This is a genomic window from Blastocatellia bacterium (assembly GCA_025054955.1).
Taxonomy (GTDB): Bacteria; Acidobacteriota; Blastocatellia; order HR10; family J050; genus JANWZE01.
Genome location: JANWZE010000112.1, coordinates 60,521 through 87,232, shown reverse-complemented (window position 1 = coordinate 87,232; position 26,712 = coordinate 60,521). Strand labels below are relative to the sequence as shown.

Sequence of the window (26,712 nt, the reverse complement as noted above, 5' to 3'; positions counted from 1 at the left end):
TATTCCTGTTTCTGATACCACCGGAAAAAGGTCATGTTTGATGAAGCGAGATGGAAAGCAGGAGCAGAGCTTTCCAAGCGGCGGTGTCCGATTTTCTGCGCCCAATTGGTATGAAGTCTCTGATGGAGACACTGATGTTTAGGCGTTTTGAACTGAGCGAGCTGTGGAAGCAGCGGCGGCAGCCGCCCGCACGATCGTATCCGGACGCGCAACGTCTGGGAGTCGTCATCCGCAATCCATCGGGCCTTCAAGAGGCGCCACCGGCTCCCTCATCGAGGCGGCGCTCAAATGCGTTGCCATCTCATGAGCAAGCTGCTATCACACAACCGAGCGAGCTAATAGCCGGCGGCTTGGCCGTCCTTACGCGATTCCGACGCGCCGTAGTAGACCTTGTTTTGGGCATCGTACATGATAGCCTGATAGCCGCCGTAGCCGCCGACGTTGTATCCGATCCGATGCCCCATTTTGATTAACTCACGAATAGTTTCGTAAGGAAAACCGGTTTCCAAGAGGACTTCGCCTTGATCGGTCATTCGGCCGCCGGTCGGAGAAGATGAGCCGGTGTGAAAGATTCTCGGCGCATCGCCAGCTTCTTGGATATTCATACCGAAGTCCACAATGTTCATGATGATTTGCACGTGCATCTGCGGTTGCACGTCGCCTCCCATCACGCCAAAACTCATGAACGGTTTCCCGTCTTTGGTGATGAATGCCGGGATGATTGTATGGAACGGGCGCTTGCCCGGCGCATACGAGTTGAAGTGCCCCGGCTCCAGATTGAACAGTTCGCCGCGATCTTGCAAGACAAATCCTAAACCATCCGGCGTCATGCCCGAACCCATGCCACGGAAGTTACTCTGAATGAGCGAGACCATCATGCCGTCCTGATCGGCGACCGTTAGATAAACTGTGTCACCTTCGCGCAACGCTGGCTGGCCGGCATCGTAGTGTCGAGCTGCGCGATCCGGCCTGATCAGTTTTCGACGCTCATTGGCATAGGCTTTTGAGATGAGCGCATCAACCGGGATTCGATTGAATGCCGGATCGGCGTAGAACTTGGCGCGATCTTCAAATACCAACTTCTTGGCCTCAACCAGATAGTGAATGTGCTCTTTGCTGCCGAAGCCGAAACTTTTGATGTCGTAGCCTTCCAGGATGTTGAGCATTTGCAGAGCGGCGATGCCCTGTCCGGGGGGCGGCAGTTCCCATACATCATAGCCGCGATAGTTGGTCGAGACAGGCTCAACCCATTCGGATGTATGCTCGGCCAAATCTTCGTAGGAAAGGAAGCCGCCGTTTCGTTTCATGTAAGCGTCAATCGTGCGGGCGATCTGGCCTCGATAAAAGACGTCGCGCCCGCCTTCGGCGATTTGTTCGAGCGTGCGAGCCAAGTCAGGATTGCGAAAAATCTCGCCCTTGCGCGGGGCGCGGCCATTGGGCATGAACGTCTCCTGAAAGCCCGGATATTTGGCCAACTGAGTGGCGTTGCCCTGCCAGTAATAGGCGATCAGCTCGCTGACCGGAAATCCTTGCCGGGCGTACTTGATGGTGGGCGCGAGGATGGTTGTCATGGGCAATCGGCCGAATCGCTTGTGCATCTGGAACCAGCCATCAACGCAACCGGGCACCGATACAGGCAGCGGACCGTATGAAGGAATTTGCTTCAGGCCGAGCGACTGAAAGTGCTGCAACGTGAGGCTGCGCGGCGAGCGACCGCTGGCATTCAGCCCATAGAGTTTTTGCGTCTTCGCGTCCCAGATGATAGCGAACAAGTCGCCTCCGATGCCGCATCCTGTCGGCTCCATGAGTCCCAGCGCCGCATTGGCAGCGATGGCCGCATCAACGGCTGTGCCGCCTTGTTTCAAGATGTCCAGCGCGATTTGCGTGGCCAGTGGCTGACTGGTGGCCGCCATGCCATGCTGCGCGATGACTTCTGAGCGCGTGGCAAACATCCGGCCCGTGATGCGGTCTTGCCCGCGCGCGACCAGCGACAAAAAGATCAACGGCACGACAAACAAACCGATTTCTTTGATCATAAACGTCACCTCCCGTGTTGCGATGTCGCCGGCTATATTGAGTCAAAACGACGGGCTGCGTCAACGAGAGTTGTGCAAAATCGAGTCGCTGCGCGACGCATAACCAACAGGCTCTTGTTGGTCACGGTGGCGCTTGCTCATGACACTGTTGATCACGCACTGGACACCATACCTGAGCGTAGTGTATACCATCACCTTCGGGCCTGGAGTCAGATGAATGGGACATAACCTCGTTGATGGCTTTGCCAAGATGCCGGACGGCTATCAGATTTATTTGCAGCCGACGCCGTTCATTGACTGGGATACGCCTAGCGTCATTCAATTCGCGCAGTCAACTGTTGGCGAGGCAAGCAGCGATATTGACAAAGCCGTGCGGCTCTACTATCGCGTCCGCGACGAGATTCGTTACGATCCCTATCACATCGAGCTACGCCCGGAGATGATGAAAGCGAGCGCCGTGCTCGCGCGAGGATTTGGGTTTTGCATTGAAAAGGCTGTGCTCTTGGCTGCTGCGGCGCGTGCGTTGACGATCCCCAGTCGGTTGGGCTTTGCTGATGTTCGCAATCATCTGGCAACAGAGCGCCTGCGGCAGTGGCTGCAAACAGACCTGTTCGTTTTTCATGGCTACACCGAGTTGTGGTTGGAGGGGCGTTGGGTCAAAGCGACGCCTGCGTTCAATCGTTCATTGTGCGAGCGATTCGGCGTCAAGCCGTTAGAGTTTGATGGCCGTCACGATTCCGTTTTTCACCCGTTCGATGCGAACGGCCAGGTGCACATGGAATATGTACGAGACCGTGGGCAATTTGCCGACGTGCCATTCGAGGCGATGGTTGCCGAACTGAAGCGGCACTACCCCCGCGTCTTCAACGAGCAGAATTTGATTGACGGAGACTTTGAACACGAGGCCGCCATTGAGTCAGTAAGACGCTGACCACCAGAGAACCGCGTCTTCCATCAAGGAGTGACTCAGCATGAAAATCATCACACTGCTACGATCTTGGCAGGCGATCCTGAGTGGTCGGTATCCGGCGCTCTCCATTGAAATCACGCGGGAATGTCCGCTGGCATGCCCTGGTTGCTATGCCTATGAACCGGCTCACTTGGGCGCGGTCGGCCCGCTGCGAACAGTGGCCGACTATCAAGGGCAGCCGTTGATTGATGGCGTGCTGGAGCTGGTACGCAAGTGTCGCCCACTGCACGTCTCTATTGTGGGCGGCGAGCCGCTGGTGCGATTTCGCGAGTTGAATGTTTTACTGCCTCGCCTAAGCGAGATGGGACTGGATGTACAAGTGGTCACCAGCGCCGTGCGTCCGATTCCGGCTGAGTGGGCCGGCATCAAAGGGCTCCATCTGATCGTTTCGATTGATGGTTTGCAACCGGATCACGATCGTCGCCGCGCGCCGGCCACCTATGATCGTATCCTCAAACATATTGTCGGACACACGATCACAGTCCATTGCACGGTGACACATCAGATGACGACCCGCGCTGCCTACTTTGACGAATTTGTATCGTTCTGGTCGGCTCGCCCCGAAGTAGAACGCATCTGGTTCAGCTTGTTCACGCCGCAAGTCGGCGCGCAAGATGAGGAAATTCTCACGCCGCAGGAGCGGGAACAGGTGTTGAGCGACTTAGATCGGTTGCGCCGTGAGTTTCCCAAGCTCTACTTGCCCGATGAGGTCATCGAAGGATTTCGCCAACCGCCCGCCTCGCCTGCTGATTGTATGTTTGCCCGCACGACAGTCAATTTCACTGCCGACCTCAAAACTCGCATTTCGCCGTGTCAATTCGGCGGGAATCCGGATTGTTCACAATGTGGATGTATCGCCTCAGCTGGATTGAATTCAGTTGGCAATTATCGCTTGCTGGGCATGCTGCCAATACGAACGATTTACAAGGCTTCAGACTACGTCGGGAAAACCGCGTCGCGCCTGCTCAACAACCGTGCCTTCGACGGGATCAACACCCCGCCCGCAGAGAACATCCTCGAAAAACAATAGCGACGCAGATCAAGCCGATGACGACGGTCCGCCCGCAGGGAGCGTCATCCACCGCGCGTGTGCATTTCGCGGTGTGGGTCGGCGCGCAGCTCATCAACGGCAAACAGAATATCCCGCTGGCGCAACTGCAAGCGTTCTTCAGCGCCGCGATCCATGCGGGCTTGCCACGCATCAACAATTTTTCTCGCAATCTCTTCTCGTGATGCGCCACCGCGCAATAATCGCTTCAGATCAACGCCATCGCGCGCATATAAACAGAGGAACCAAACGCCATCAATTGTCAGGCGCGCTCGATCACAGGAACGGCAAAACGGTTGGCTCATCGAACAGATGATGCCAAAGGTCGTTCCATCGGGCAGCCGATAACGATTAGCTGGCGCGGCGTCCTGCTCCTGTAAGGACTGGATCGGCCCGTAGCGATGGCAGAGCAGACGGAGCATTTCATGCGACGTAACGACCTGATCCATTGACCAGCGCGTGGCGCCGCCAACGTCCATGTATTCGATGAAGCGAACTTCAGCGTTCACCTGCTTGCCAAACTCGATCAGGTCTGGCAGCTCATCGTCGTTAAAACCGCGTATAATGACCGCGTTGATTTTCATCCGGTGGAAACCGGCTGCTTTGGCTGTCCGAATACCCTCTAGCACGCGCCCGTGCAGGTCACGGCGCGTGAACGCACGAAACCGCTGAGGCCGCAACGTGTCCAAGCTCACAGTGAGCCGATGCAAGCCAGCTTCATGCAACCGGTGAGCCTGTTCTGCTAGCAAGACGCCGTTGGTGGTGAGCGCTAAGTCACGCAGGCGGGGATTGCCAGCGAGCAGCCGGATCAATCGGTCCAGATCACGCCGCAACAGCGGTTCGCCGCCGGTCAGTCGCACCTTTTCGACGCCAAGCTCGGTGAAGATAGTGGTCAGTTCGGCGATTTCTTCATAGCTCAACAACTGGTCGCGCTCGAGCCAGACGTAGTCTTCCTCCGGCATGCAGTATTGACATCGCAGATTGCAACGGTCAGTCACTGAAATGCGCAAACTGCGCAAAGGACGACCGATTTGATCGAGCACTGGCAGCATGGTTAGCAAGCATAACATGCAGTCCGTTTGGAGAAAAGGCGAACCTCAATAGAACACGCTCGTTCGGCAATAACGCCGGCTTCACTGTTCAGTGGCCGATGCGCCTGGCATTGCATCGCGCGAGCGAGCATGTCGGCGTCATTGACCACGCCGGCGGCGCATGCGAAGGTCGCCAGACGTGCCACGTCTGGAAGAGCATACTGAACAATAGTGGCGCGCCGGAGACGCACTAGAGCAGCGCGTGTGTGGCCAACGAAGAGACAGGATGAATGAGCCGATGAGGGAACGTGTGGCGCTGCTGAACGCGCGATGGATTGGCGATGATGCCCACCCAGACGTTGCACGTCTGGCTACCCGCTGGGGACGGCTGCCGCCAGCCCAAGTAAATGCCGAGTGAAGCTCACACACTGCCGCTCGGTCAGCTCAGGTCCCGCCATCCTTTTCGCTCCATGAACATGGTCTTTCCCTACGCAATTGGCATCAATCTCGACCCGCAGTTTCAGAGCCTTCAAGCCACGCCTGACATTTCGGCTTCGGCCACGTTGGCGGCAGGCCAGGTGAGACTGACGCAGGTTCCTTCGTCCGGCTTGCTCTCGATGTTGATGCGACCGCCTTGCACCTTGACCAGGTGTTTGACGATGGCCAATCCCAATCCGGTTCCGCCAGCTTCGACAGAGCGCGCTTTGTCCACACGATAAAACCGCTCGAAGATGCGCGGCAAATCAGCCGCCGGGATGCCTATGCCTGTGTCTTTGACCGAGATGATAATTTGATCGTCGCACCGCTGCGCGTGAATATACACAGACCCGCCGGGCCGATTGAATTTGATCGCATTGTCAATCAAGTTGATGAGAATTTGCTCGAATCGTTTATGATCGGCCTTCACCACAAGCTCAAAGGGAACCTCATTGACCAGATGCACGTCGTTGCGCTGCGCCCGCGGTTGCAGCGTTTGGACCACTTCAGCCACAATCGAGCGCAGGTTCACCTCGGTCATTTCCAATCGGATTTCTCCTGATTCAATCGCGGACAGATCGGAGATGTCGTCAATCAAGCTATGCAGTCGGCGAGCATGACGCTCGATCACACGAAGGAACTCAACGCGATGCTCAGGATCATCCAGCGCGCCGTCCAGCAGCGTTTCCACGTAAGCCATGATGGAGGTCAGCGGCGTGCGTAATTCATGAGATACATTGGTCAAAAACTCCTGCCGCACGCGCTCCAGTTGCTCCACGCGCGTGATATTGAGGAAGACGCCGGCTGCGTGCTGATTATCCAGCGGCGTAATGTGCAGCTCAAAAACCTGACGATCATGGCCTTCAGCGCGCTCGAACCGGCCTTGAAACGGCTGCTGCTGCTCGATTGCGTTGCAGAACCCGTCATAGACCTGCTTGTCTCTGACGAGGTCGGCCAGGCGGCTGCCCTCCAATCCGGTCTCCGCGCGCCCCCACAGGGCTGCCGCAGCCCGATTGGCTAACACGATGCGCAGGTGACGATCCACAACGATGATGCCATCGTCCGTGCGCAGAATCAGTGAGCTTAGCAGGGCTAAATCTTTTTCCGCTTGTTGAGCATGCCTGGCCAAATCCTTGAGCTGCTCTGTGGCCGTCCGCAGCGTTGCTTCAGCAGAATCATCACACGGGACGCCGAGAGTGCGCAGCGTATGGCGTAACCGAGCCAGTGGCAAGCGCACGCGGTGATGAACCAGCCATCCGCCAATGAGCACGGCGCCGAACAATACACACAACGTCAGGCCGACAAGCCAACTCATGATGTCATGGCCTTCACGTAAGGTTGTTCATCAGACGCGGCGGCCTGCTGCGCGCGGAACCGATAGCCGACACCAACCACCGTCTCGATCGCCTGGCCGGCAGCGCCCAGCTTTTGTCGCAGCCGGCGAATGTGCACATCCAGTGTGCGCGTGGCGCCGTGATACTCCAATCCCCAGACACGGTCGAGCAGACGGTCACGGGTCAGCACGCGACCTTGGTTTTGCACCAGCGCTTTGAGCAAATCAAATTCCTTGCGCGTTAATTTGACCTCTCGACCAGCCACCGTCACTTTGAAGTCGTCAAACTGAATGTGGAGCACTCCGTCGTTGAAATCGGCTGACGGCTGGTCAGGTTGTGTTCGTCGCATGATGGCCTTGATCCGCGCTATCAGCTCTCGCATGCTGAACGGTTTGGTCACATAGTCGTCGGCGCCCAGCTCTAGTCCAAGAACCTTATCGGTTTCTGCTGTCCGCGCCGTCAGCATCACAACAGGGATATGCATGGTGGCCTCATCCCGACGGAGGCGGCGGCAAATTTCAAAGCCGCTCATGTGCGGCAGATTCACGTCCAGAACGAGCAAATCCGGCGGATGGCGCAGCAGCCGCTCCAAACCCTGCTCGCCGGATGTGGCGACGTGCACGTCGTACTCGCCCGTGCGCTCCAAATTGTATTGGATCGAACGACTGATGTCGGGATCGTCTTCAATGATCAGGACGCGACGTTTCATGATTCTAACGGCATGTGTTTGATGACCCGGCCTTCCACCATGTAAACAATTTGCTCAGCGATGTTCGTCACATAATCAGCGATGCGCTCCAGATGCTTGGCCACGAAGAGCAGATTCATTCCCTGCGTGATCGTTTTTGGATTTTCGATCATGTACGTCAGCAACTCACGAATGAGCTGCCTATAGAGCGCGTCAATGCGATCGTCCTGCGTGATGATGCCACGCACGGCGCTGGCATCGCTCATCGCGAACGCATCCATGGCTGAGCGCAGCATCTGGAGGGCTAATTCGGCCATGGCGGGCAGGTCAATATATGGTTTCAATTGTGGCTCATCATTCAAGTCAATGGCGTGGCGAGCGATGTTGCAAGCATGATCAGCAATGCGCTCCAGCGTTGGAGCCAGCTTGACCGCGGTGATGACCAATCGCAAGTCGCGGGCAGCCGGATTAAATAACGCCAGGATGTCAATGGCTAGTTCGTCAATCTCCAGCTCGATTTTGTCAATCACGTCGTCGTAGATGAGCACTTCGCGGGCCAGGTCGGAGTCGCGCTGCACCAGCGACGCCATGGCCTTCTGCACAGCCGCCTCTGTCTCGCCACCGAGCAGCAAAACTTTGTCGCGCAGCACATCCAAATCGTCGTCAAGTCTGCGGTGGTGATCTGTCATCCGAACCTTCCTGTAATGTAGTCCTCAGTCATCTTCTGACCGGGATTGGTGAAGATTTTCACCGTTGAATCCACTTCGATGAGTCGGCCCAGCCAGAGGAACGCCGTGATGTCTGAGACGCGGGCAGCTTGTTGCATGTTGTGCGTCACAATGATGATGGTGTAATTGCGCTTCAATTCGTGAATCAGCTCTTCGATCTTTTGCGTGGCGATGGGGTCAAGCGCCGAGGCCGGTTCATCCATTAGCAGCACATCTGGTCTCACGGCCAGCGCGCGGGCGATACACAGACGCTGCTGCTGACCGCCCGACAGCGCCAGCGCCGATTCATGCAGCCGGTCTTTCACTTCATCCCACAGGGCCGATTGTCGCAAACTGTATTCTACCAGCGCTTCCAATTCGCTGCGCGACTGGTAGAGTTTGTTGACGCGCAGTCCATAGGCGACGTTCTCAAAGATTGACTTTGGGAATGGATTCGACTTCTGAAAGACCATGCCCACGCGCTGGCGCAACCGCACGACATCCACATCAGGAGCGCAGATATTTTGACCGTCCAGCCAGATGTTACCCTCCATGCGGGTCTCAGGGATCGTGTCGTTCATGCGATTGAGCGAGCGCAGTAGCGTGGATTTGCCGCAGCCAGACGGGCCGATAAGCGCCGTGACACGTTTCTCCGGGAAGCCGATATTGATGTCGAAAAGCGTTTGTTTATCGCCGTAAAAGAAATTGAAGCGTTCGACCTTGACCTTGGTCGTCGTGACCGCCATCTCCTTTTGTTCTCGCGGCATGACCAGCGGCATATTCAACAAGCTTCCCTGGGTGCTCTCCAATTGTGGTTTTGCCTGCATTCCCGCTGTGTCCTTGACTGAAGTAACTTCCACGGTTCCTCCTTCACTGTCCCGCCCGAAGCTGCTGCCGAATGCGCATCCGAATCATCACGCCGACCAAGTTCAGCGAGAACGTCAACACCAATAAGACCAGCACAGTAGCATACAGAATCGGCTTCGTCTTTTCAATGTTCGGCGATTGGGTAGAAAGAATGTAGACGTGATAACCGAGGTGCATGAATTGATCATTCAGGCGTGTAGGCAACTGGGGCAAGAAATAAGCCGCGCCGGTGAACAGAATCGGCGCCACCTCGCCGGCGCCGCGGCTAATGGCCAGGATCGTGCCGGTCAAGATACCCGGCAGAGCCTGTGGCAAAACGACGCGGCGAATCGTCTGCCATTGTGTGGCGCCCAGCGCCAGGCTGGCTTCACGCACGTCTCGTGGCACGGCGCGCAATGCTTCTTCCGTGGCAACGATGACGACCGGCAGCGTCAACACGGCCAGCGTCAAGGCCGCCCATAGAACTGAGGGCTTCCCAAATACCAGCTCGCCGGCGTACAGATTTCGATCCAGATTGTCTCCTACGTAGTGAATGAAAAATCCCAGGCCAAACAGACCGAATACAATCGAGGGCACGCCCGCCAGGGTGGTGACGGCGGCCCGCGTCACTTGCGTTAACATTACCTGGAAGAGTTGTTCCAGCGCGCGCAGGCGCTGCATGCCCCGCGCGTCTTTGAGATGGTGGCGCGCTTGCGTCAATGTGATTTTTGGTGCGTACTCTGTCAAGTAAACAGCCGTGGCGACGCCAATGGGCACAGCGGCAACCGTCATGAGCAATACCAGGAAGAGGGTCCCCACAATCGCCGGATAGATACCGCCGGCCGTCATACCCTCGCGCGGTGGCTCGGTCAAAAACTGCCAACTGATGTGGCCGGCCCCGTGAATGATCACATTGCCTAAGATCACGGCCAACATGCTGACAATGATCAGCGTCGCCAGAGCCAGCAATCCCACCGACGCTTGTTCGCTCAGCGTTTGCCAGACCGATGACCTATGCGTGCGGTTATGAATCGTGGGCGTTGCTAACATACCGACGTGTTATGAGACCCCTCCGGTCAATCGCCGGCGCATCCGACCAACGACCCAAGCGCCAAACGAGTTGGTTAAGAATGTCACGATGAACAACAAGGCGCCAATGAAAAACAGTACGTGATAATGCGGGCTTCCCAGCACAGCTTCCCCAAGTTCAGCAGCAATCGTGGCGGCCAGCGTGCGTGTGGAATCGGTCAAGCTCCACGACGTCACAGCAGCATTGCCCGAAGCCATCAGCACGATCATCGTTTCACCGATGGCGCGACCAAAACCCAGCACGACACTGGCGAAAATGCCCGGCAACGCCGCCGGCACCACCACATGAACAGCCGTCTGCCAGCGGGACGCGCCCAGCGCCAGACTGGCTTCGCGATAACTGCGCGGCACAGCCGTCAGCGCATCTTCACTGACACTGTAAATGATGGGCACAACGGCCAGCGCCAGCGCCACCCCAGCCGTCATCGCATTTAAGCGAAACTGAAAACCAAACACGCCTTGCATCCAGGAAGCCAATACAATCAGCGCGAAGAACCCTAACACCACCGAGGGAATTCCGGCCAGGAGTTCGATTGTCGGCTTAATCCATTCGCGCAGTCGGGACGGCGAAAATTCCGATGTGTAGACGGCGGCCATGATGCCCAATGGCGCGGCGAATACCAGCGCCACTATCGTCGTTTTCAACGTGCCGACCACCAGCGGGACCAGACTGTACTTGGCCACCACACCGCCGATGGGTTGCCACATAAACCGTGTCGCCTCCCGCAACTCGGCCAGGGGTAGAAACAGCTTGGATAAGCTGGCTTCCTGCTGAATGCGGGCGTCCGTCAAAATCGGCAGAGCTTCGCGAAACACGAAGACGAAAATCAGCACAATCGTCACAATCGCCGTCAAGGCCAGCAGGGTAATGACAGTCTGCGCAAGCCGATTGACGATATGGCGGCGACGACTGTGAGCCGCTTGCACAGCAAGGGCGATGGTTGCCTGCTCGGTCATGATCGGTTGAACCTTACCACTGCGCCAGAATCGCTCGACGCCGTTCTTCCGGCAGTGAAAAATACTCTACTTCTCTGACGACGGCTTGTCCTTGCTCAGAGAGCACCCAGCGAATGAAATCAATTGCCACCGGATTGCTCGGCTTCCCCACCGTGTAGAAATACAGATCACGACTGATCGGATAGGTTTTTGCCAGAACGTGTTCCTGCGTTGGGGGTATAGCCGGCGAGGCATCGTCCTTTTTCAGCCGCAGGGGTTTGACCTGTTCCAGATAAGCAATGCCGCCATAGCCGATGGCATTGGGGTCCTTACCGACAGCATTGACGACAGCAGCCGTGCCAGGCAGTGGTTGAACGGTTGCAGCGAAATCCTCTTTGTTCAACACATGCTCTTTGAAGTATTCGTAGGTGCCGGAACTATTCTCGCGGCTGTAGAGCACAATCGGGGCATTCTTGCCGCCGACGGCATTCCAGTTGGTGATGCTGCCAGTGTAGATCGCCTTGACTTGAGCCAGCGTCAACTCGTTCACTGGATTCGAGTGATGCACGTATACCGCCAGTCCATCGAGCGCCACCGGCGTTTCGATGACCTCTTTGTTGTGCCTTTCTCTGACCTGTTGTTTCTCTGTCTCTTTCATTGGACGCGAGCTTTGGGCGATGTCGGTGCTGCCATTGATCAATGCGGCAATGCCGGTGCCGGAGCCGCCGCCGGTGATCTGGATTGTCGTGCCCGGATACTGATTCATGAAGCGCTCGGCAAATCGCTGGCCCAGAATCACCATCGTGTCAGAGCCCTTGACCGTCACCGGCTTGGCTGGACCCTGTGATTGATTATTTTGCGGCGCTGGACACCCACTCAGACTCGCTCCGCTGACGCTCACAACGAGCGCCACCATCAACGGAAGAATTCTCTTCATACTGATTTTTACCTCACCGCGTGATTATAAGGTCGGCATGTTAAATCCAAGTTAACTTTTGGTCAATCCGTATCCTCACAACCAGACGCTAAAAGTTACACCTCTGTAACATCATATTTAATCGCTTGTTACAAAGCTGTGATATGTAACCATAACGATGCATAAGCCGAACATTGTTGAAGGAATTGGTCAAACGCTTTACTTCGATGGCTACCTGTACGTGGACTATGAAGGCTTTGTCGTGCAGTGTGGCGGTGTGCCGGTTCAGTTGACGCGCCAGGAATTTCTCTTGCTGCGCTTACTGATGACTAATGCTGGCCGGGTCCTGACACGCGAGTTTCTGCTCAACACATTATGGCAAGGACGCGCGACGCATGATCCGCGCACGCTCGATGTACACGTGAGCCGATTGCGACGCAAGCTGGGCTTGCAATCGGGACACAATTACATTCAGACGTTAATCGGCGTGGGCTACCGGTTCATCCCGTTAACGGTTTCGCAGACAGAGCCGGCGCGACGACGCCAGATGGTGTAGCGTCCCCTGAGAATGTGGCACAAATGTGGCGCAGGCATTCCCGCCTGTGCGCCGTTCTCATCCTTCGTGGCCTGCCACCAAGCATAGGGGCAATTCTCCTGAAATGAGAATAGGCACAAATTAACTGATCAACAGATTCAAAGAGCTGCTCTTGAACCTGCGCTTGCTTTTCATCCTTCGTGGCAGTCATCCTTGGTGGCAAGAACCCGATGGACAGTTCCTGCGGATACGATTTGATGGGTGGCCAGCAAAAGGCGTAGGGGAGGCATGCACTCCGCGACCACCCAACAAATCCATTCGATCGCAAAGACAGAATCGTGATGGATTATACCTGCGGCCTGTAACGGATGTGTAAACTGATCGTTAAAACGGTGTGAACATCGCGCAAGCCCTGAATCAAATCGTGGAGGTGAGCCTCCCGGCGCGTTTGGTCACCGGGAGGCTCGGGCGGATACAGGAAAAAAGCAGTCTAGAGGCGGGACCCGTCAATACTGATGTGCCATGAAGGCGCTGACGGGCTCAAAGTAGGAGCAGTGGAAATGCAGACAAAGCGGGTATCCATGCCAGGGTTGAATCCATCAATTTCGTTTTTGCTTGAACATTGCCTGAGACCAATCCAGCCACAGACGACCATCTTGGAAAACCTTGCCGGTTGCGTTCAGCTCGGTTGATCCATTTTCGATCTCTGTATGGACATTGACTGCGGGCGCAAGCAATGTATCTCGGCCCAACTCGAAGCGTTGTTCGCGCGCCAGCGCCATGTAGGCTTTATTCAATTGCAAAGCTCGTGAGCGCGAGGGTGCAATCAGGAAGGTGATGTCCTGATCGCCACCGGGCGCGGCGCGCCGCACGCTGACTTCATCGAGCTGGCCGCTGGGGAAGAAGCGGTCCAGAACCTCCTGATTGCTACGAAACTCATCTCCGCCGGTGACCCGTTTGAAATAGGTCAGAATCTCTGGCTCGGCATGACCGGCTTGTGGTACATCGGGAATGCCACGCAGGTCTTGATGCCGCCAGCCTGCCGCCCCCGGCACTTTGCGAGCCAGCGTGAACGTCTGATCTACGGTCACCCCAACAGCACTGTGACAGCCCATGCAGAAGCGATGCTCCTCTTCCGTTTGCAATCGCAGGCGACCGCGTTCATCTTCGATGAAGCCTTGTAATTGCCAGCCAAAGCTGTTGCGCAGCCCTACCAGCGGTGATCCAGCGAAGATGGGCAGCACGTTTTCTTGTTTATCATTGAACTCTTTCTCGTAGGCCCGCAGCAGCGCCCACGTATCCAGAAAGAGGACTTTGCGAGAGTAGCGGACCTCCTTCATCCGCGTGGAAAGCAGCGTGGGATTATCAGGGTCAATGTAGCGAACCGTATGCAGGAACTCAGTGCCTTGAGGATACAGTGCGCGTGTCACCACCACGTTGCTGGCGCCGCCGACATAACGCGCTGGCAGTCCGACAATCTCAGTGGCAATATCCAGTCTGTTGTTTTTGTTCAGGTCAATCCCCACCAGCGTTTCGTTGATCGGTTCAACCGGGTGAATGAGTTCTTTGTCGGACATCAGTGGATTGCCGGCAATGGCTGCTTCGAGGATCGCCAGATTGATCTTGTAGATCTCGCGGGACAGCTTGCCGTCAGCGTCGGTTTGAAAGGCGCGCGGTAACCGGATCATGACGTCATCGGTGCTGCCGTTGGTCGGCCAAAACGTGCCGAGAAACGGTTTGTAGCGAATCGCGCGCCAGCCGCTACCGTCTTTGGCAAACCCTTCCTCATCGAAGCCGAGCGAGAAATCCAGATCAGGTACATAGCCAGGATAGTCTGAGCGCCCACTCAGTGCGCGTTGCAACGGTGTATAGTTATCCTCGCGGATGTACTGGAGCGCCTCCTGATCGCTGATGGCCGCGATCTTTTCGGAGCGATCCACGAACAGGTTTGTCCATCGGTTGGTCAGAGCAAAATCGCTGAAGGCGTATTCCTCTTGTAGCTCCCAATCCACAAGGAAATTGTTGGAGACCAACATGGGTACGGTGTGACACGTCCAGCATGGATTGGCGACGCCCGCCGTCTTCGTATAACACTGCGGCGGCACAACGGCTTCCAAGTTGACGGTCTGACCGATGCTGGCGATGGCTCGCGCCAGCGGATCATAGTTATCCTGCCCAACAATGCGATGGCCAGTGACATCGCTAATCAGCAACCATCCGCATAGCAGTAGAAAGGCTGCCTTAAGCCACATTCGCGTTTTCATATTGCCCTCCACCTCACACACGGGTGAGCCGGATGAGGCCAGTTTCAATTTTGCTCACTGGCACTCATCCGTGCCTTCATTGTGTTAGCGCTTGCCGCTGCTTCGCGTCTGCGGCCAGGTGCTCGGTATGGTCTCACCTGGATGTTGCACGTTAAAGAATAACGTTCGCATGTCGGAGCTAAAGGCCGGTCCGGTGGCTTCTGAATCGCTGGGTCCAGCCACAACTCGAATGGCTTTGCCGAACGTCGGGTTGACAATGCCGCCGAGGCCTGCTTTGTGCGACGGGTTCAAATCCAGGTAATACACCGCGTCGGCTGTGCCGTTGGTTCCGTAATTACCATCCGTGCCGAACCAGACACCGCCATCTCTGTCAATCATGATGTTATCTGGATTGGCCGCATCAAACGCGCCTTGCCCGCGCGTGCCGAGCCACGCAGCGAAATAGCGGAACGTTCGCGACGCGCCCGGATTGTTCGGTTGGGACTCTTCGATGATGAAGATTGAGCCGGCGCGGTCCGTACGGCGAGGAGCCCTCGTGGCATGGGTGGCTGGATCAAACAAGACGCCATTTTGATCGAGGGCGACCTGACCTGTGTGATTGGTGAAGGCCACATAGAGGCGGGGCGTGCCACTGGGGTCTTTCGGGTTCCACTCGATGTCTTCTGGGCGATTCAGTTCCATGATGCCGATCTTGTTGCTTGCAGTGAACAAGGCACGACGCACATCGTCATCGGTAGGGAAGCCGCCGATCCCGTTCCAATTCACATCACGCAACGCTTCGCCGACCGTCTTGTTCGGATTGCCCAGCGCGGCGGCGTTAGGAGCGATGTCAGTGCTGTTGACGCTCAGCTCAATCCAACGGCCCAGGCCCGGATTCTCCTCTGTAGGTGTGCCACCGCCAAGCAACGTGATACCGGTGGTATTGTCCAAGCCAGCAAAGTGAGCCACGTAGAGTTTGCCGTTCTCGAGCAAGGCGCGAATCTCAGCCTTGCTCATGCCGGGGACGTAGTTGTCGCGCGTGACCCACTTGTAGATGCGGCCGCTGCGGCGGTCGTCGCCGGCATACATCACGATGGGTCTATCGGGAATGAGTTGAAAACGGCCGTCAACTGCGACTGCCGCGTTTTCCCATCGGGCACGACCGAAGAAACCGAGTTTCTTGTGACCGACACCGGGCGTCGTCTTGCCTTCGTACTCGTTGGGCGCCACACCGGGATCAATTTCCACGAGGTAACCATAGTACTCGCGGCTATGCCGTTCATTTGGATTGGAGAGCCGGCCGAATTCAGAGGCAGGGCTGGGCGTAATAATCGGCGAAATGTTTCGGCCCGGATCGAAGCCTTGGCCGGGCACGAAGCGGTTCTGGCTGGTCCAGCATGCTTCCAGGTCACCGTAATAATCCTGCACATTTTCTTCGGCTGTGATGATCGTGCCCCAGGGCGTCTGCAAGCCGGAGCAATCACCGGTAATGCCGGGCACCACACCTTCTGGTAGAGGATTGCCGTTGTCATCATTGGCCCGGGTCAACAGCCCCTGTCCGGCCACTCGCGCCAACGTGTTGCTGGTGGCGTCGTAGCGCAGGTTTCGTGAATTCTTATCCACGACCCACTCGCCGGTGGATGGGTCCTGCACGACGCGGAACCATGAACCGCCAAGCTGGCGCTTGTGCGCGCGCGTGATCGTATCCACATCAGCCTGTGACCAGATGTTGGAGGTGATGTCGTTGGTCAGCAGCCCGCGCGCTCGTAGGAATTTGGCAAGCGTCAGATGTTGATTCGTGGGCGCCGTCGTTGTGTTCGCCGGCTCGCCAGAGATGTATTCGTGGTTGACCCAAACCCAGCCGGCGCTGCCGCTGCCATTGTACTGTGGCGCGCTGCCCGGCGTGGCGTTCCAACCATCACCAAAGTAAGCAAGGTAATCACAATTGGCGCCAAACCGCGGCGCATCGGCTGCATTGCTGAACGTTAGATTGTCCAGCCATTTGATGACGACGTTGTGGTGAAGCCCCTGCAAGGCTCGCACACTGTCAGTCGCTGCGTTGGCCAGTGGAAACTGGATTGTGGGTGAAAGATGGCCGCGCGCAAATTGATTGACACGCGCTTTCACGAAATCGGCGACGTTGGTGGCGCCTGTGCCCGCTGAATCTTTGAGCGTCACCGCTACCATGCTCGACAGCGGGTCTGTTTGATCCTGCGCCAGTGACGCCGGCAAGATGACCGCCAGTGTCACCGCCAGCAAGACGCCGATTGCCAGATGTGAGATTGTCTTGTGCATAGAATATCTCCCTCCTGTAATTGGTTTGAAAAGTTGAATCGCTTGCGCAAGGCGGGGATTCTATACGCCCTCCATTACAACCTGGTGACGCCTGTGTTAAAAATGAGTAAATCATGTTCTGTGCATCCCACTGAGGCCGCAGTAAGCGTCGCCAACGGGCAGTCGCTACATGGGCGATTGATGGTTGATCGGAGCTGATCCGGCGAATTGGCCTCATCGGTGCTGGGGAGTGCGTAGGTAGCGGCTGGTGGTGAATCGGGATTGATCCGGCGAATCGGCCTCATTGCCGCGCAACATTCTTTTCAAAAATTGCCCATGAGCTTACGCTCGCCACAAAATGTTATTTTCACGGGAATCGCCCCTATGCGATTGCACGCCATGAAGAATGAAAACGGAGCACAGGCGGGAACGCCTATGCCACATTCTCACAAGAGTGGAGGCCGGCGGAGCAAACCGGCCTCCTGTCGGACACGGGTAAAGGTGGGATTAAAGGAGGGCTTGGTTATAACGAGTGGAGCGCAAATAATGCGGAGAGATGGATGAACGAATTCTGAACATACGTCGCTAATCAATGATGAAACTGAACAGCTTGTATTGACCTTGATATTCGAGGATCGAACCGCAGAGTTTCAATTCCTGTTCTTTGCCTCCGTCATCAACGACGATCATGCGCGTGTCTTCGTGAACCTTGAAGCTTTTGTATGTCGTTGTGCCTTTGGCGAATCGCAGGCGAACCAGGTTGTAAGACTTGCCACCGTGCTCCAAAAGAATCTGGCGCAAGCCAGCCACATCGCTTGGTAGGAACGCATTCCAAGCCCACTCACAGGTCATATTCGGCGTTTGAGCGGAGGGCAGCTCCGGCCATACGGCTTGACAAAACTCGTCTTTGGTCAGCGCCAACTGCCGCAAAGCCTGCTCATCGCGATTGGCGATACCAAGCAGAATCTGTTGAGCGAGTACTTCTGCGCTCGGTTGAGCGTGCAGCAACGGGAGTGGTTTGTGACCAGCAACGTGGCCGCAGCTCACCGAGAGCAGCAAACTCAGGAGCACCCACATGAGTCGTGAATGGTAAATCATGATTCGTGATTCGTGATCCGTGGATCGGTGATTCGTGATTCGTGATCCGTGGTGAGTGAACAGTGGACAGCGAACCGGTTCACGGTCCACAGTCCACGAACCACGGCCCACGAGTCACGAGTTAGCTGAGGTTGATGCGGATCCATTGCGCCTTGGTCCAGTCATTCTCCGGATCAACGCCGCCAAGGAAGTTCACCGGTGAGAAGAAACCGTCGTTGGGCGGGGTCGCCACCATCATCGGGTTCTTAGCCGGTGACGTCTCGCGCGGGCGGAAATCCGGATTGCCCAGTGTGAATGGATCAATCAGTTGTGGATCCACCTGCGCGTTGAGCGGAGCCAAGGCGGTGGCCGTCGCGCCGCTGGCGAAATTGGGATTATTGCCGAACACGATGCTGTTGGAGACGACCAATCGGCCGCTGCTGAGTTGCGCTTGACTGGAGCTACCTTGCACATCAATGCCAGCCCGCTTGAAGCCGGTCACAATCATATTGCGCATTGTGCCCGCCGTGCCACGTCGCAACACAACGCCGGCGCCGCCGCCCAAACCGGGCCGCGGGTCGCCAACGATTGTGGCATTGTAAATGATCGGATTGGAGCGCGGCAGCAACTCGTTATCCTGTTCGTTGTTGTCGGCTTCGATGCCCCGGTCGGCTGCCACATCAACCTCAGCATCTTGCTGCACCACCACGAACTGGGCTTTGCCCGTATATCCGGTCTGCCAATCGAATCCATCATCGCCAGGGCCGGTGATCAGAACGTATTTGACATTGACCGTCCCGCCAAAGAACTCGACGCCATCATCGCCGCCCCGGTTGACGTGGATGTGGTCAATGGTCGTACCAGCGCCGACGCCTGCCAGAGTGAAATTATTCAATTCACGATCAGGCGCCACAGGGAACCCGGCAAACTCAATGCGGACGTACCGAATGACACCACTGTTGTCGTTGGGGTCTGGATTGAGCCCGCCGCCGTAGACACCGGTCAGACCGGCTTCACCGAGGTCTTCGCCGCCGGGAACATTGATCGGCGCGCGTCCATTGATCCACACACCGCCCCAATCCCGCGGCGTGCGCGAGCCAGGCGCTTTCGCGCTGGTGAAGATGATCGGCGCTGTCGGCGTCCCTTCAGCTATCAGCTTGGCGCCGCGCTCAATGACCAGCGCGCTGCGGTCGCCGCCCTTGATCGTCGTGCCGGGCAGAATGGTCAATGTCACACCAGGATCAACAAAGACGATTCCATTGAGTGTGTATTCACGGTTCGGTGTCAACGTAGTGTTGGTGCTGATGCGTCCCTCCAGCACGTTGCCCTGTGCCATAACAATGAATTGAATAGAAGTTGAGGCAAGCGCAAGCACGAGCGCTGCCCCGATACCCAGTAGTTGTCGTTTCATGCGTTTTCTCCTCCTAGAAAAAGTGAATGATCAAGATTTCATTGTGAGCATTGAAATGAGTGAAGCACTTGCAATTTTACGTTTCACCCCTCCATGAACATGTCAGCGTGCAGATCAAAAGAGCGTGTATGAGAGCCCCAAGCTGAACGTGCGACCACGACGGAAGTAGTAATACGGCCGGTTCCCCTGATTGAATCGAATCTCGCGGTTGATGAGATTTTCCGCCGAGAATTTCAATTCGAGATTCTTAGCCTCGCCTAAAAATCGTTTGGACACATAAAAATCCAGACTGGGGATGCCATCTTCGATGATGTCGGGCAATCCGAATCCGCCGACATCCGTGATGCGGCTGCCGATGTAGTTGAATAGAGCACGGGTCTCCATGCCCCAGCGCGGTATTTCGTATCCGACCGACGAGTTAAACGCATGCCGGGATTGACCGACCAGCGGGCGTCGCAGCGTGGTCAGCACATTCAATGGGCCTTGCTTTCCAATATCAACCTGGGAGTCAACAAACGTGTAGTTAGACGTGACATTGAGGTTCTCCAATCGGGATGACAAGAAGCCCATATTTTTCCTCACCTCGAATTCAAGTCCCCAATTGTTGGCGGCGTTCACGTTGCGATAGGAGAGGATCGTCGTTTCATTGGATGGTTGAATGATCTGCTCAATCGGGTTGATGAGGCGCTTATAGAAGAAGCTCACAGCCAGCACTTCGCGGGGGCTGATGAACCATTCCCACCGGCTATCAAAATTGCGAATCGTCGAACGCAGGAGTTCAGGATTGCCGCGTTGCGACGGGCCGCCCGTCACGTCTGTGAATTCAAATGGACTGAGCTCGCGAAACTGAGGTCGCGCGACAGTCTGGCTGAAGCTGACTCGCAGGTTCATCTGGCCGGTAAGTCCATAAACAACGGCGAGACTGGGCATCAGATCAGTCTCTTTTTGGCCAGCCGTGACGGGTCGCCGATTCGGCGTGAATGGATCAAACGTGTCTACGCGCTGGTTAGACCTTTCGGCGCGTAGGCCGCCGATGAAGCGCCATTTCTTCATGGTCAGGTCGGCCATGGCGTAACCGGCCGTGATGTCGTGAATCCCCTGATAGGCGTCTGTTGGACGTGTCTCCTCAAACGGCAGGAAGCCATCCGGACGGATGTTCTGCGGCGCGAGCAATTGCTCAGGCGGCAGGAACAAATTGATGCCGCGCAGCCGAGTGGCAATCAATCGGATGCGTCGGGAGTTGAAGCTCCGATCACGATTGCTATAGGCCGCGCCGGCCTTCAGATTGAGTGTCAGCTTGCCATTGCTCAGGAAGACGAATTTGCTCCAATCCACCGCCGGTTCGCGAATGTTCTCATCCATCGCATTGAACAACCGCAATCCACTTTGCAACTGACTGAAGAAGCGGAATTGGCCGGCCGGGTCGTCAAGCTCGTAGATTGTCTCACGCAGGTCTGGCTCGTCCAGCGTGGCGCGCGCATAGTTCAACCGCCAGGTCACCAAACTGTCGCCCAAGCGCGAGAACAAATGGTCGCCGGAGAGCTGGCCGGAGTAGATGGTCTCCTCCTGATAGCGCAGCCGCTGATTGCGGATCACCGCGTAGCGGCTCTCATACCACCCTTGATATGTTCGGGCCTGATCCGTGCCGTCATGAGTATAGAAATTCTTCAGCAGCAGTTTGTGATTGTTGGAGAATTTATAAGCGACATTGGCAGTGCCCCCCAACCTGACGGTATTGCTGCTGGATTGGTAGCCGCGTAGCAATTCCGGCTTGAGAAATTCCTCTGGCAGAAGACCACTGAGCTCACGGAGCAAGCCGCGCTCGCTCAAAAACTGATGATTGGCAAAGATGCTGCGCGGCACGACCTGGTCACCAACCCGAACGTAGAAGACGCGATTTTCATCGAGGTTTTGCAGCTTGTTACTGTAATTGAGCGCGCCGACCAAACCCCATCGGCCAATCGTTGTGCCGCCGGAAACGCCATAACTTTGATTAGGCCGCGCATTGCCGCGTCGTGGTTGCCAGATGTTTTCAAACGCCCGGCCAAAGCGCGTCAGGTCATCCGGGCCAAAGCGCGTCAACGATTGACTGGGAATGATCGCCGGCAATCGGCGCCGACCCGTGCCGAAACCGAGCCAATCGAGGCGGTCGCCGGGGTAGGTTTGAATGTCATCGAATGTCGTTTGTGAATTGAATCCGTAGGACGCGGAGACCTTCAGCGTGCCAGTGCTGGGAAACTCGGTTGCCTGAATTTTGACGAGACCGCCAGAGAATTCACCGGGCTGATCAGGAGTGAATGACTTGAGGACTTTCACATTATCCAGCAGCGACGTTGGGATCAAATCCATCGGCACGACGCGCCGGTCTGGCTCCGTTGTAGGCAGCATCGCATCGTTCAATACCGTGTTGCTATACCGTTCGTTCAGACCGCGCACGAAGACATATTTATCTTGAGCGACTGTGATGCCCGGCATGCGTTGCAACACGCCTGCGGCATGCGAACTGGTATCCGCCTTGATTTCTCGGGCGCTGATTGCATCGTTAATGGTTGTGGCCGCCTTTCGTTCAGCCAGCATGACGATTTCGCTGGCCGCTATACTAGCGGCCGCTGTCACGACCACCTCGCCTAAGACCTGTCCTTGAGGACTCAAGGCAAATTCCACGCTGGCCACCTGTCGAGCGGTGACTTCCACCGACTCTATCGTCTGACTTTGATAACCGGTTCGTGAGGCACGAATCTGATACGTGCCCGGCTGAAGCTTCACACTGAAGTACCCATCCAGGTCGGTCTGCCCGACTACGCCCTGACCTACTACTTCAATATCCACGCGAGGCAGCTTTTGGCCGTTGGAAACATCCAGCACCACACCCTCCAGCGTTCCGGTGGCGCTGCCCTTAGCCGGCATATCACCAACCAACGTGTTTTGCGCACGACAGGGAAACACGACCAGCCCTAGCAGAAGAAGGCTATAAACGATGCGTTGCTTGTTCACCTGACTATCCTCCTGAGTCTTTGGAATCTCCTAAGGCGCTCATTCTATGGCGCGAATGTTACAGCCTGATGAATTCCATGTTACGGATGTGTAAATTCCCGTCATATACCTCAACGTGATGTCGTGCGGTCAGGATTCATGCCATGCTGCTTGATATGGGCGTAAGCGATGTTGATCTGCTGCATGGATTTAGTATCACCGCCCACGTCCGGATGATTGATCCTGGCAAGGCAATGGTATGCAGCTTTGACAAGTTCCGGTGGGGCGGTCGGCAACAAATGCAAGGTTGCGTAAGCCGGCGTCAGGGACGAGCGCTGATCGAGCGAGTCAGAACGATGGTGTGGGCTACGATAAACTACCTCAGCCTTCAGCTCGCGCCGCATCCAACTGAGCCATGATTCCAATCGGCCTTGACCCTGAGGATCAATCATCCAGCATCTTTGCGCAGCGTCAAAGCGCCGATGATGACGGGGAATGTGAGACTTCATCGTCTCCAGTGCCACGGCAAAATGCGCTGAGTCGCTATACAACCTGACTTGTAAGCCGGCTTCAGTCTGCGTCACGGAAATTTTCATACATCAGTTTCACCTTCGATGTGTTTGCTGACCCTCACAGGCTTTGCCCTAAGGTTTGCATTCTAATCGGCGGATGTAACGATCCAATTAAGGTGTTGTTAAAACGATGTAAATGTTCAAACAGGAAGCTGCCAGCCCCTCAATTCTCTCTGAGCTCTGATGTTTGCCGTCTGGTCTTTGGGATTTGAGGCCTGTTCGTGTAACACCGATTTAACACAATTTATGCTATATTTGGGCATCCATGCCAACCATTGCTGCGATTGACGTCGGTTCAAATGCCATGCGGCTGGTCGTTGGAAGCGTCAACGGAAGCCGGGGTCTGCAACTGTTGGAAAGTTTGCGTGAGCCTGTTCGACTGGGTCAGGATGTGTTCACGCAAGGACTGATCGGTGAACCAACGCTGGAGCGGGCGATCGAAGCTTTCGTTCGATTCCGCAAGGTTATTGACGCGCACAACGTCCAGCGGGTCCGCGCTGTGGCCACCAGCGCCATGCGCGAAGCCTTCAATCGCGACATTGTCATTGATCGCCTGACGCAGGCTTCAGGCATTGAGGTTCAGGTCATTGATCCAGAGGAGGAAGCGCGACTGATTCATCTGGCGGTGAATGAAGCTCTCAATCTCAAAAACAAACTGGCCATGCTGGTTGATATTGGCGGCGGTAGCGTAGAGGTGACACTTGCCGCTAATGGGCAGATCATCGCCACAGAAAGCTTCAATATGGGCACGGTGCGCTTGCTGCAAAAGCTGGAAGAAAAGCAGCGCGGGCAGCGACAATTCAACACGCTGGTGCGCGAGTACGTAGATGCGACCCGACGCCGCTTGAGAAAAGAAATCGGTCAGCAGAAAATTGACGTGTGCGTTGGCACGGGCGGCAACATTGAAACGCTGGGTGATCTGCGGCAGACGTTGCTCAATCGCCAGCAGAATACCCTCATCACGGATGATGAACTGGATGCCATCATCAAGCAACTACAAAGTCTGAGCTACGAAGAGCGAATGCGCACCCTGCGCTTGCGTCCCGACCGCGCTGACGTGATCATGCCGGCTGCGATTGTGTTACAGAAGATCCTCAAACAAGCCGGCGTCGCTGAGGTGATGATCCCGCATGTGGGCCTGAAAGATGGTTTACTGCTCGACATCGCTCAGGATGTGCGCAATGGTCGTCGGAATTTGCACCGCGAACAGGTGCTGGCAGCAGCCCGACGGCTAGGTCAAAAATACGCCTTTGATGAATCACATGCTACGACGGTGGCCAACTTTGCCGCGCGGTTGTTCGATGCCACCGAGTCGTTGCATCGTCTGGACGAAGAGAGTCGCCTGCTGCTAGAGGTCGCCGCGCTGTTGCACGACATCGGGCAGTTCGTGCACATCGTGGGCCATAACAAGCACTCATACTATTTGCTGATGGCCACGCCGTTGCTCGGATTGACGTATGCGCAACGCGCCATTGTGGCCAACGTCGCCCGTTATCATCGCAAGGCGTTTCCCACGCTTAAGCATGAACCCTATCGCAATCTGTCGGCGAAGGACCGCGTCGTTGTTTGCAAGCTGGCCGCGCTCTTGCGCATTGCCGACGCGCTGGATACTGAACACGCCGGCAAAGTCCATCAGTTCACCCTCGAATACAAAAAACCCAAACTCATCATGCGCCTCCACGGCGAGGGTGATATGCTGTTGGAGAAATGGGCTCTGCAACGAAAAGCGACGTTGCTTGAAGAAGTATTCGGTGTGAAGTTTGTCGTCGAAGACTAAAGGAGCGGCTTATGCGTCTCAGCTCGTCACGTAGTGACATGCCAGGAAAACTGATCGCTGTCGAAGGGATTGATGGCTCGGGCAAGTCCACGCAAATCTATCTGCTCAAACGCTGGCTGGAATTGGAGGGCTACAAGGTTTTTTTCACCGAATGGAATTCGTCCACGTTGGTGAAAAAAGCGACCACCAAAGGGAAGAAACGGCATTTGCTCACGCCGACCACGTTCTCGCTGATTCATTGCACCGACTTTGCCGACCGATATGAGCGACAGATTCTACCGTTATTGCACGCCGGCTACATTGTGCTGGCCGATCGCTACATCTACACGGCGTTTGCGCGCGATGCGGCGCGTGGCTGCGACCGCCAATGGCTGCGCAAGCTCTATAGTTTTGCCCGCCATCCCGACCTGACGTTCTTCTTTCATGTGCCGATGGATGTCGCGCTGAGCCGCATTCTGGAAGGACGTCCTCAGTTGAAATACTATGAGGCCGGCATGGATATGAATCTGTCCCCTGACCCGTATGAAAGCTTCAAGCTATTTCAGGAAAAAATCTATCAAGAGTACTGGCACATGGCCGAGGAGTTCAACTTTGTGATCATTGACGCCAATCGCGCGCCTGAGCTGGAACACCGCGACGTGCGACAGATCGTGCAACAGCGCATTGACCTGCCTCGCTATAAATGGAGGATACCGCGATGACGCCGAAACGTTTCTATGGCACCGGCATCCCCGGCGTGAACGTCGAGCAGTTGAAAGGCACGTTGATTGTGATCGAAGGCGCAGACGGTTCGGGCCGCTCGACGCAAATTGCCCTGCTGCGCGACTGGCTGGAACGACTCGGCTACGCCACATCGGAAGTTGGATTGAAACGCTCGCGGCTGGTGGAAGCGGAACTGGAAGAAGCGATGCAAGGCAATATCCTATCGCCGCTGACGCTGTGCCTGTTTTACGCCACCGACTTCGCCGATCAATTGGAACACACCATCATCCCGGCGTTGCGTTCGGGATTTGTCGTGTTGGCCGACCGCTACATCTACACGCTGATGGCGCGCGCCATTGTGCGTGGCGCTCATCCTGAATGGATTCGCGATGTCTACAGCATTGCGCTCGTGCCCGACGCCGTCTTCTACTTGGAGGTCTCGCCCAAAATTCTGGCTGAGCGAAACTTTCGCAAAAACGCCACACTGGATTATTGGGAGTCGGGCATGGACATCCGGCGTTCAGGCGACATGTACGAATGCTTCATCCGGTATCAACGTCAAATTCAGCGTGAACTCCGCGCCATGCGCACCATCTACCACTTCGACACCATCAACGGGAATCGCTCCATCCGTGCCGTCGCCAACGAACTGCAAGCGAAGATTGAAATCATGCTGAATCCGCACCTGGTTGAAGCCAGTCAAGGAGCCGGCTCATGAAATCAAAAAACCCATCAGGCACGCAAACGGCTGTCGCCAAGAGGCCGCCCGAAAAGTTGACCGATCAGCAAAAAGAGTGCTTGGCTCGACTCCACCACTTGCGCTCGATGACCCAAGAGACGGTGCAGACATATTTGACCAATGTCGAACATGATCTTTTGGAAATCATTGACCTCGTCGCCGGCGCCAGCGGGCGATCAACGCTCAGTCGAGCGACGCTGCAAGAACTCACGGCCATCTTAGACCAGCTCTCGGTACGACCAGAAAAAGGCCGCCGTAAGGACCTGCGCAAAATCGAACGCGCCATTGAGGCAATGCAAAAACTGGTGCTCAAATGACGGGCTAGAGGTTT

At 56.0% G+C, this 26,712-nt stretch carries 23 protein-coding genes; 8 read left to right on the top strand and 15 right to left on the bottom strand.

Annotated features, from left to right (window positions below):
• Positions 1 to 335: 335 nt before the first annotated feature.
• Positions 336 to 1,952 (bottom strand): gamma-glutamyltransferase, encoded by a 1,617-nt coding sequence (gene ggt / locus NZ823_14470; protein ID MCS6806332.1) that lies wholly within the window; start codon positions 1,950 to 1,952, stop codon positions 336 to 338.
• 301 nt (positions 1,953 to 2,253) lie between these two features.
• Between ggt and NZ823_14465 the strand changes: the two genes are divergently transcribed.
• Positions 2,254 to 2,967 carry a transglutaminase family protein gene (locus NZ823_14465; protein MCS6806331.1) on the top strand — a complete coding sequence of 238 codons (714 nt, stop codon included), beginning with the start codon at positions 2,254 to 2,256 and terminating at the stop codon, positions 2,965 to 2,967.
• 40 nt (positions 2,968 to 3,007) lie between these two features.
• Positions 3,008 to 4,036 (top strand): radical SAM protein, encoded by a 1,029-nt coding sequence (locus NZ823_14460; GenBank protein MCS6806330.1) that lies wholly within the window; start codon positions 3,008 to 3,010, stop codon positions 4,034 to 4,036.
• Between the two features lie 44 nt (positions 4,037 to 4,080).
• Here the strand turns inward: NZ823_14460 and moaA are convergent, their stop codons facing one another.
• Complete coding sequence (gene moaA / locus NZ823_14455; protein MCS6806329.1) at positions 4,081 to 5,106, bottom strand: GTP 3',8-cyclase MoaA; 1,026 nt, start codon at positions 5,104 to 5,106, stop codon at positions 4,081 to 4,083.
• Between the two features lie 98 nt (positions 5,107 to 5,204).
• On the opposite strand from moaA, the gene NZ823_14450 reads away from it, so the two are divergent.
• Positions 5,205 to 5,339, top strand: coding sequence for a hypothetical protein (locus tag NZ823_14450; GenBank protein ID MCS6806328.1), 135 nt, complete (start codon positions 5,205 to 5,207; stop codon positions 5,337 to 5,339).
• Positions 5,340 to 5,614: 275 nt separating this feature from the next.
• Here the strand turns inward: NZ823_14450 and NZ823_14445 are convergent, their stop codons facing one another.
• From NZ823_14445 to NZ823_14415, 7 genes are all read right to left on the bottom strand, one after another.
• Entirely contained in the window at positions 5,615 to 6,877 is a 1,263-nt protein-coding gene (locus tag NZ823_14445; protein MCS6806327.1) for an ATP-binding protein, read from the bottom strand.
• Positions 6,874 to 7,605 (bottom strand): response regulator transcription factor, encoded by a 732-nt coding sequence (locus NZ823_14440; protein ID MCS6806326.1) that lies wholly within the window; start codon positions 7,603 to 7,605, stop codon positions 6,874 to 6,876. The genes NZ823_14445 and NZ823_14440 overlap by 4 nt, the downstream gene beginning before the upstream one ends.
• Complete coding sequence (phoU, locus tag NZ823_14435) at positions 7,602 to 8,273, bottom strand: phosphate signaling complex protein PhoU (protein MCS6806325.1); 672 nt, start codon at positions 8,271 to 8,273, stop codon at positions 7,602 to 7,604. The genes NZ823_14440 and phoU overlap by 4 nt, the downstream gene beginning before the upstream one ends.
• Positions 8,270 to 9,037 (bottom strand): phosphate ABC transporter ATP-binding protein PstB, encoded by a 768-nt coding sequence (gene pstB / locus NZ823_14430; GenBank protein ID MCS6806324.1) that lies wholly within the window; start codon positions 9,035 to 9,037, stop codon positions 8,270 to 8,272. The genes phoU and pstB overlap by 4 nt, the downstream gene beginning before the upstream one ends.
• Positions 9,038 to 9,161: 124 nt before the next feature.
• On the bottom strand, positions 9,162 to 10,073 hold the full coding sequence (locus tag NZ823_14425) for a phosphate ABC transporter permease PstA (GenBank protein MCS6806323.1): 912 nt from the start codon (positions 10,071 to 10,073) through the stop codon (positions 9,162 to 9,164).
• Positions 10,074 to 10,196: 123 nt separating this feature from the next.
• Positions 10,197 to 11,183: a phosphate ABC transporter permease subunit PstC gene (gene pstC, locus NZ823_14420; GenBank protein MCS6806322.1), complete on the bottom strand. Its 987-nt coding sequence runs from the start codon at positions 11,181 to 11,183 to the stop codon at positions 10,197 to 10,199.
• A 13-nt stretch (positions 11,184 to 11,196) separates the two neighbouring features.
• The gene (locus NZ823_14415) at positions 11,197 to 12,099 is read right to left on the bottom strand and encodes a phosphate ABC transporter substrate-binding protein (GenBank protein ID MCS6806321.1); all 903 of its coding nucleotides are present in this window, start codon (positions 12,097 to 12,099) and stop codon (positions 11,197 to 11,199) included.
• 157 nt (positions 12,100 to 12,256) lie between these two features.
• Here NZ823_14415 and NZ823_14410 point away from each other — a divergent pair, with 157 nt between their 5' ends.
• Positions 12,257 to 12,634, top strand: coding sequence for a winged helix-turn-helix domain-containing protein (locus NZ823_14410; GenBank protein MCS6806320.1), 378 nt, complete (start codon positions 12,257 to 12,259; stop codon positions 12,632 to 12,634).
• 578 nt (positions 12,635 to 13,212) lie between these two features.
• Here the strand turns inward: NZ823_14410 and NZ823_14405 are convergent.
• The 6 genes from NZ823_14405 to NZ823_14380 all read right to left on the bottom strand — a co-directional run bounded on the left by NZ823_14405 (position 13,213) and on the right by NZ823_14380 (position 23,187).
• Entirely contained in the window at positions 13,213 to 14,877 is a 1,665-nt protein-coding gene (locus NZ823_14405; protein MCS6806319.1) for a hypothetical protein, read from the bottom strand.
• Between the two features lie 84 nt (positions 14,878 to 14,961).
• A complete protein-coding gene (locus tag NZ823_14400; protein MCS6806318.1) occupies positions 14,962 to 17,151 on the bottom strand; it encodes a DUF839 domain-containing protein in 2,190 nt (729 codons plus the stop codon).
• A gap of 564 nt (positions 17,152 to 17,715) precedes the next feature.
• Entirely contained in the window at positions 17,716 to 18,228 is a 513-nt protein-coding gene (locus NZ823_14395) for a hypothetical protein (GenBank protein ID MCS6806317.1), read from the bottom strand.
• Between the two features lie 121 nt (positions 18,229 to 18,349).
• Positions 18,350 to 19,618 (bottom strand): hypothetical protein, encoded by a 1,269-nt coding sequence (locus NZ823_14390; GenBank protein ID MCS6806316.1) that lies wholly within the window; start codon positions 19,616 to 19,618, stop codon positions 18,350 to 18,352.
• A 114-nt stretch (positions 19,619 to 19,732) separates the two neighbouring features.
• Complete coding sequence (locus NZ823_14385) at positions 19,733 to 22,612, bottom strand: TonB-dependent receptor (protein ID MCS6806315.1); 2,880 nt, start codon at positions 22,610 to 22,612, stop codon at positions 19,733 to 19,735.
• Positions 22,613 to 22,722: 110 nt separating this feature from the next.
• The gene (locus tag NZ823_14380; protein ID MCS6806314.1) at positions 22,723 to 23,187 is read right to left on the bottom strand and encodes a J domain-containing protein; all 465 of its coding nucleotides are present in this window, start codon (positions 23,185 to 23,187) and stop codon (positions 22,723 to 22,725) included.
• 241 nt (positions 23,188 to 23,428) lie between these two features.
• Between NZ823_14380 and NZ823_14375 the strand changes: the two genes are divergently transcribed.
• The 4 genes from NZ823_14375 to NZ823_14360 are packed head-to-tail and all read left to right on the top strand — an operon-like array spanning position 23,429 to position 26,698.
• A complete protein-coding gene (locus tag NZ823_14375) occupies positions 23,429 to 24,940 on the top strand; it encodes a Ppx/GppA family phosphatase (protein MCS6806313.1) in 1,512 nt (503 codons plus the stop codon).
• Between the two features lie 11 nt (positions 24,941 to 24,951).
• Positions 24,952 to 25,641 carry a dTMP kinase gene (tmk, locus tag NZ823_14370; protein MCS6806312.1) on the top strand — a complete coding sequence of 230 codons (690 nt, stop codon included), beginning with the start codon at positions 24,952 to 24,954 and terminating at the stop codon, positions 25,639 to 25,641.
• Complete coding sequence (locus NZ823_14365) at positions 25,638 to 26,360, top strand: thymidylate kinase (protein MCS6806311.1); 723 nt, start codon at positions 25,638 to 25,640, stop codon at positions 26,358 to 26,360. Before tmk ends, NZ823_14365 begins: the two co-directional genes overlap by 4 nt.
• The gene (locus NZ823_14360; protein MCS6806310.1) at positions 26,357 to 26,698 is read left to right on the top strand and encodes a hypothetical protein; all 342 of its coding nucleotides are present in this window, start codon (positions 26,357 to 26,359) and stop codon (positions 26,696 to 26,698) included. Before NZ823_14365 ends, NZ823_14360 begins: the two co-directional genes overlap by 4 nt.
• Positions 26,699 to 26,712: the final 14 nt, after the last annotated feature.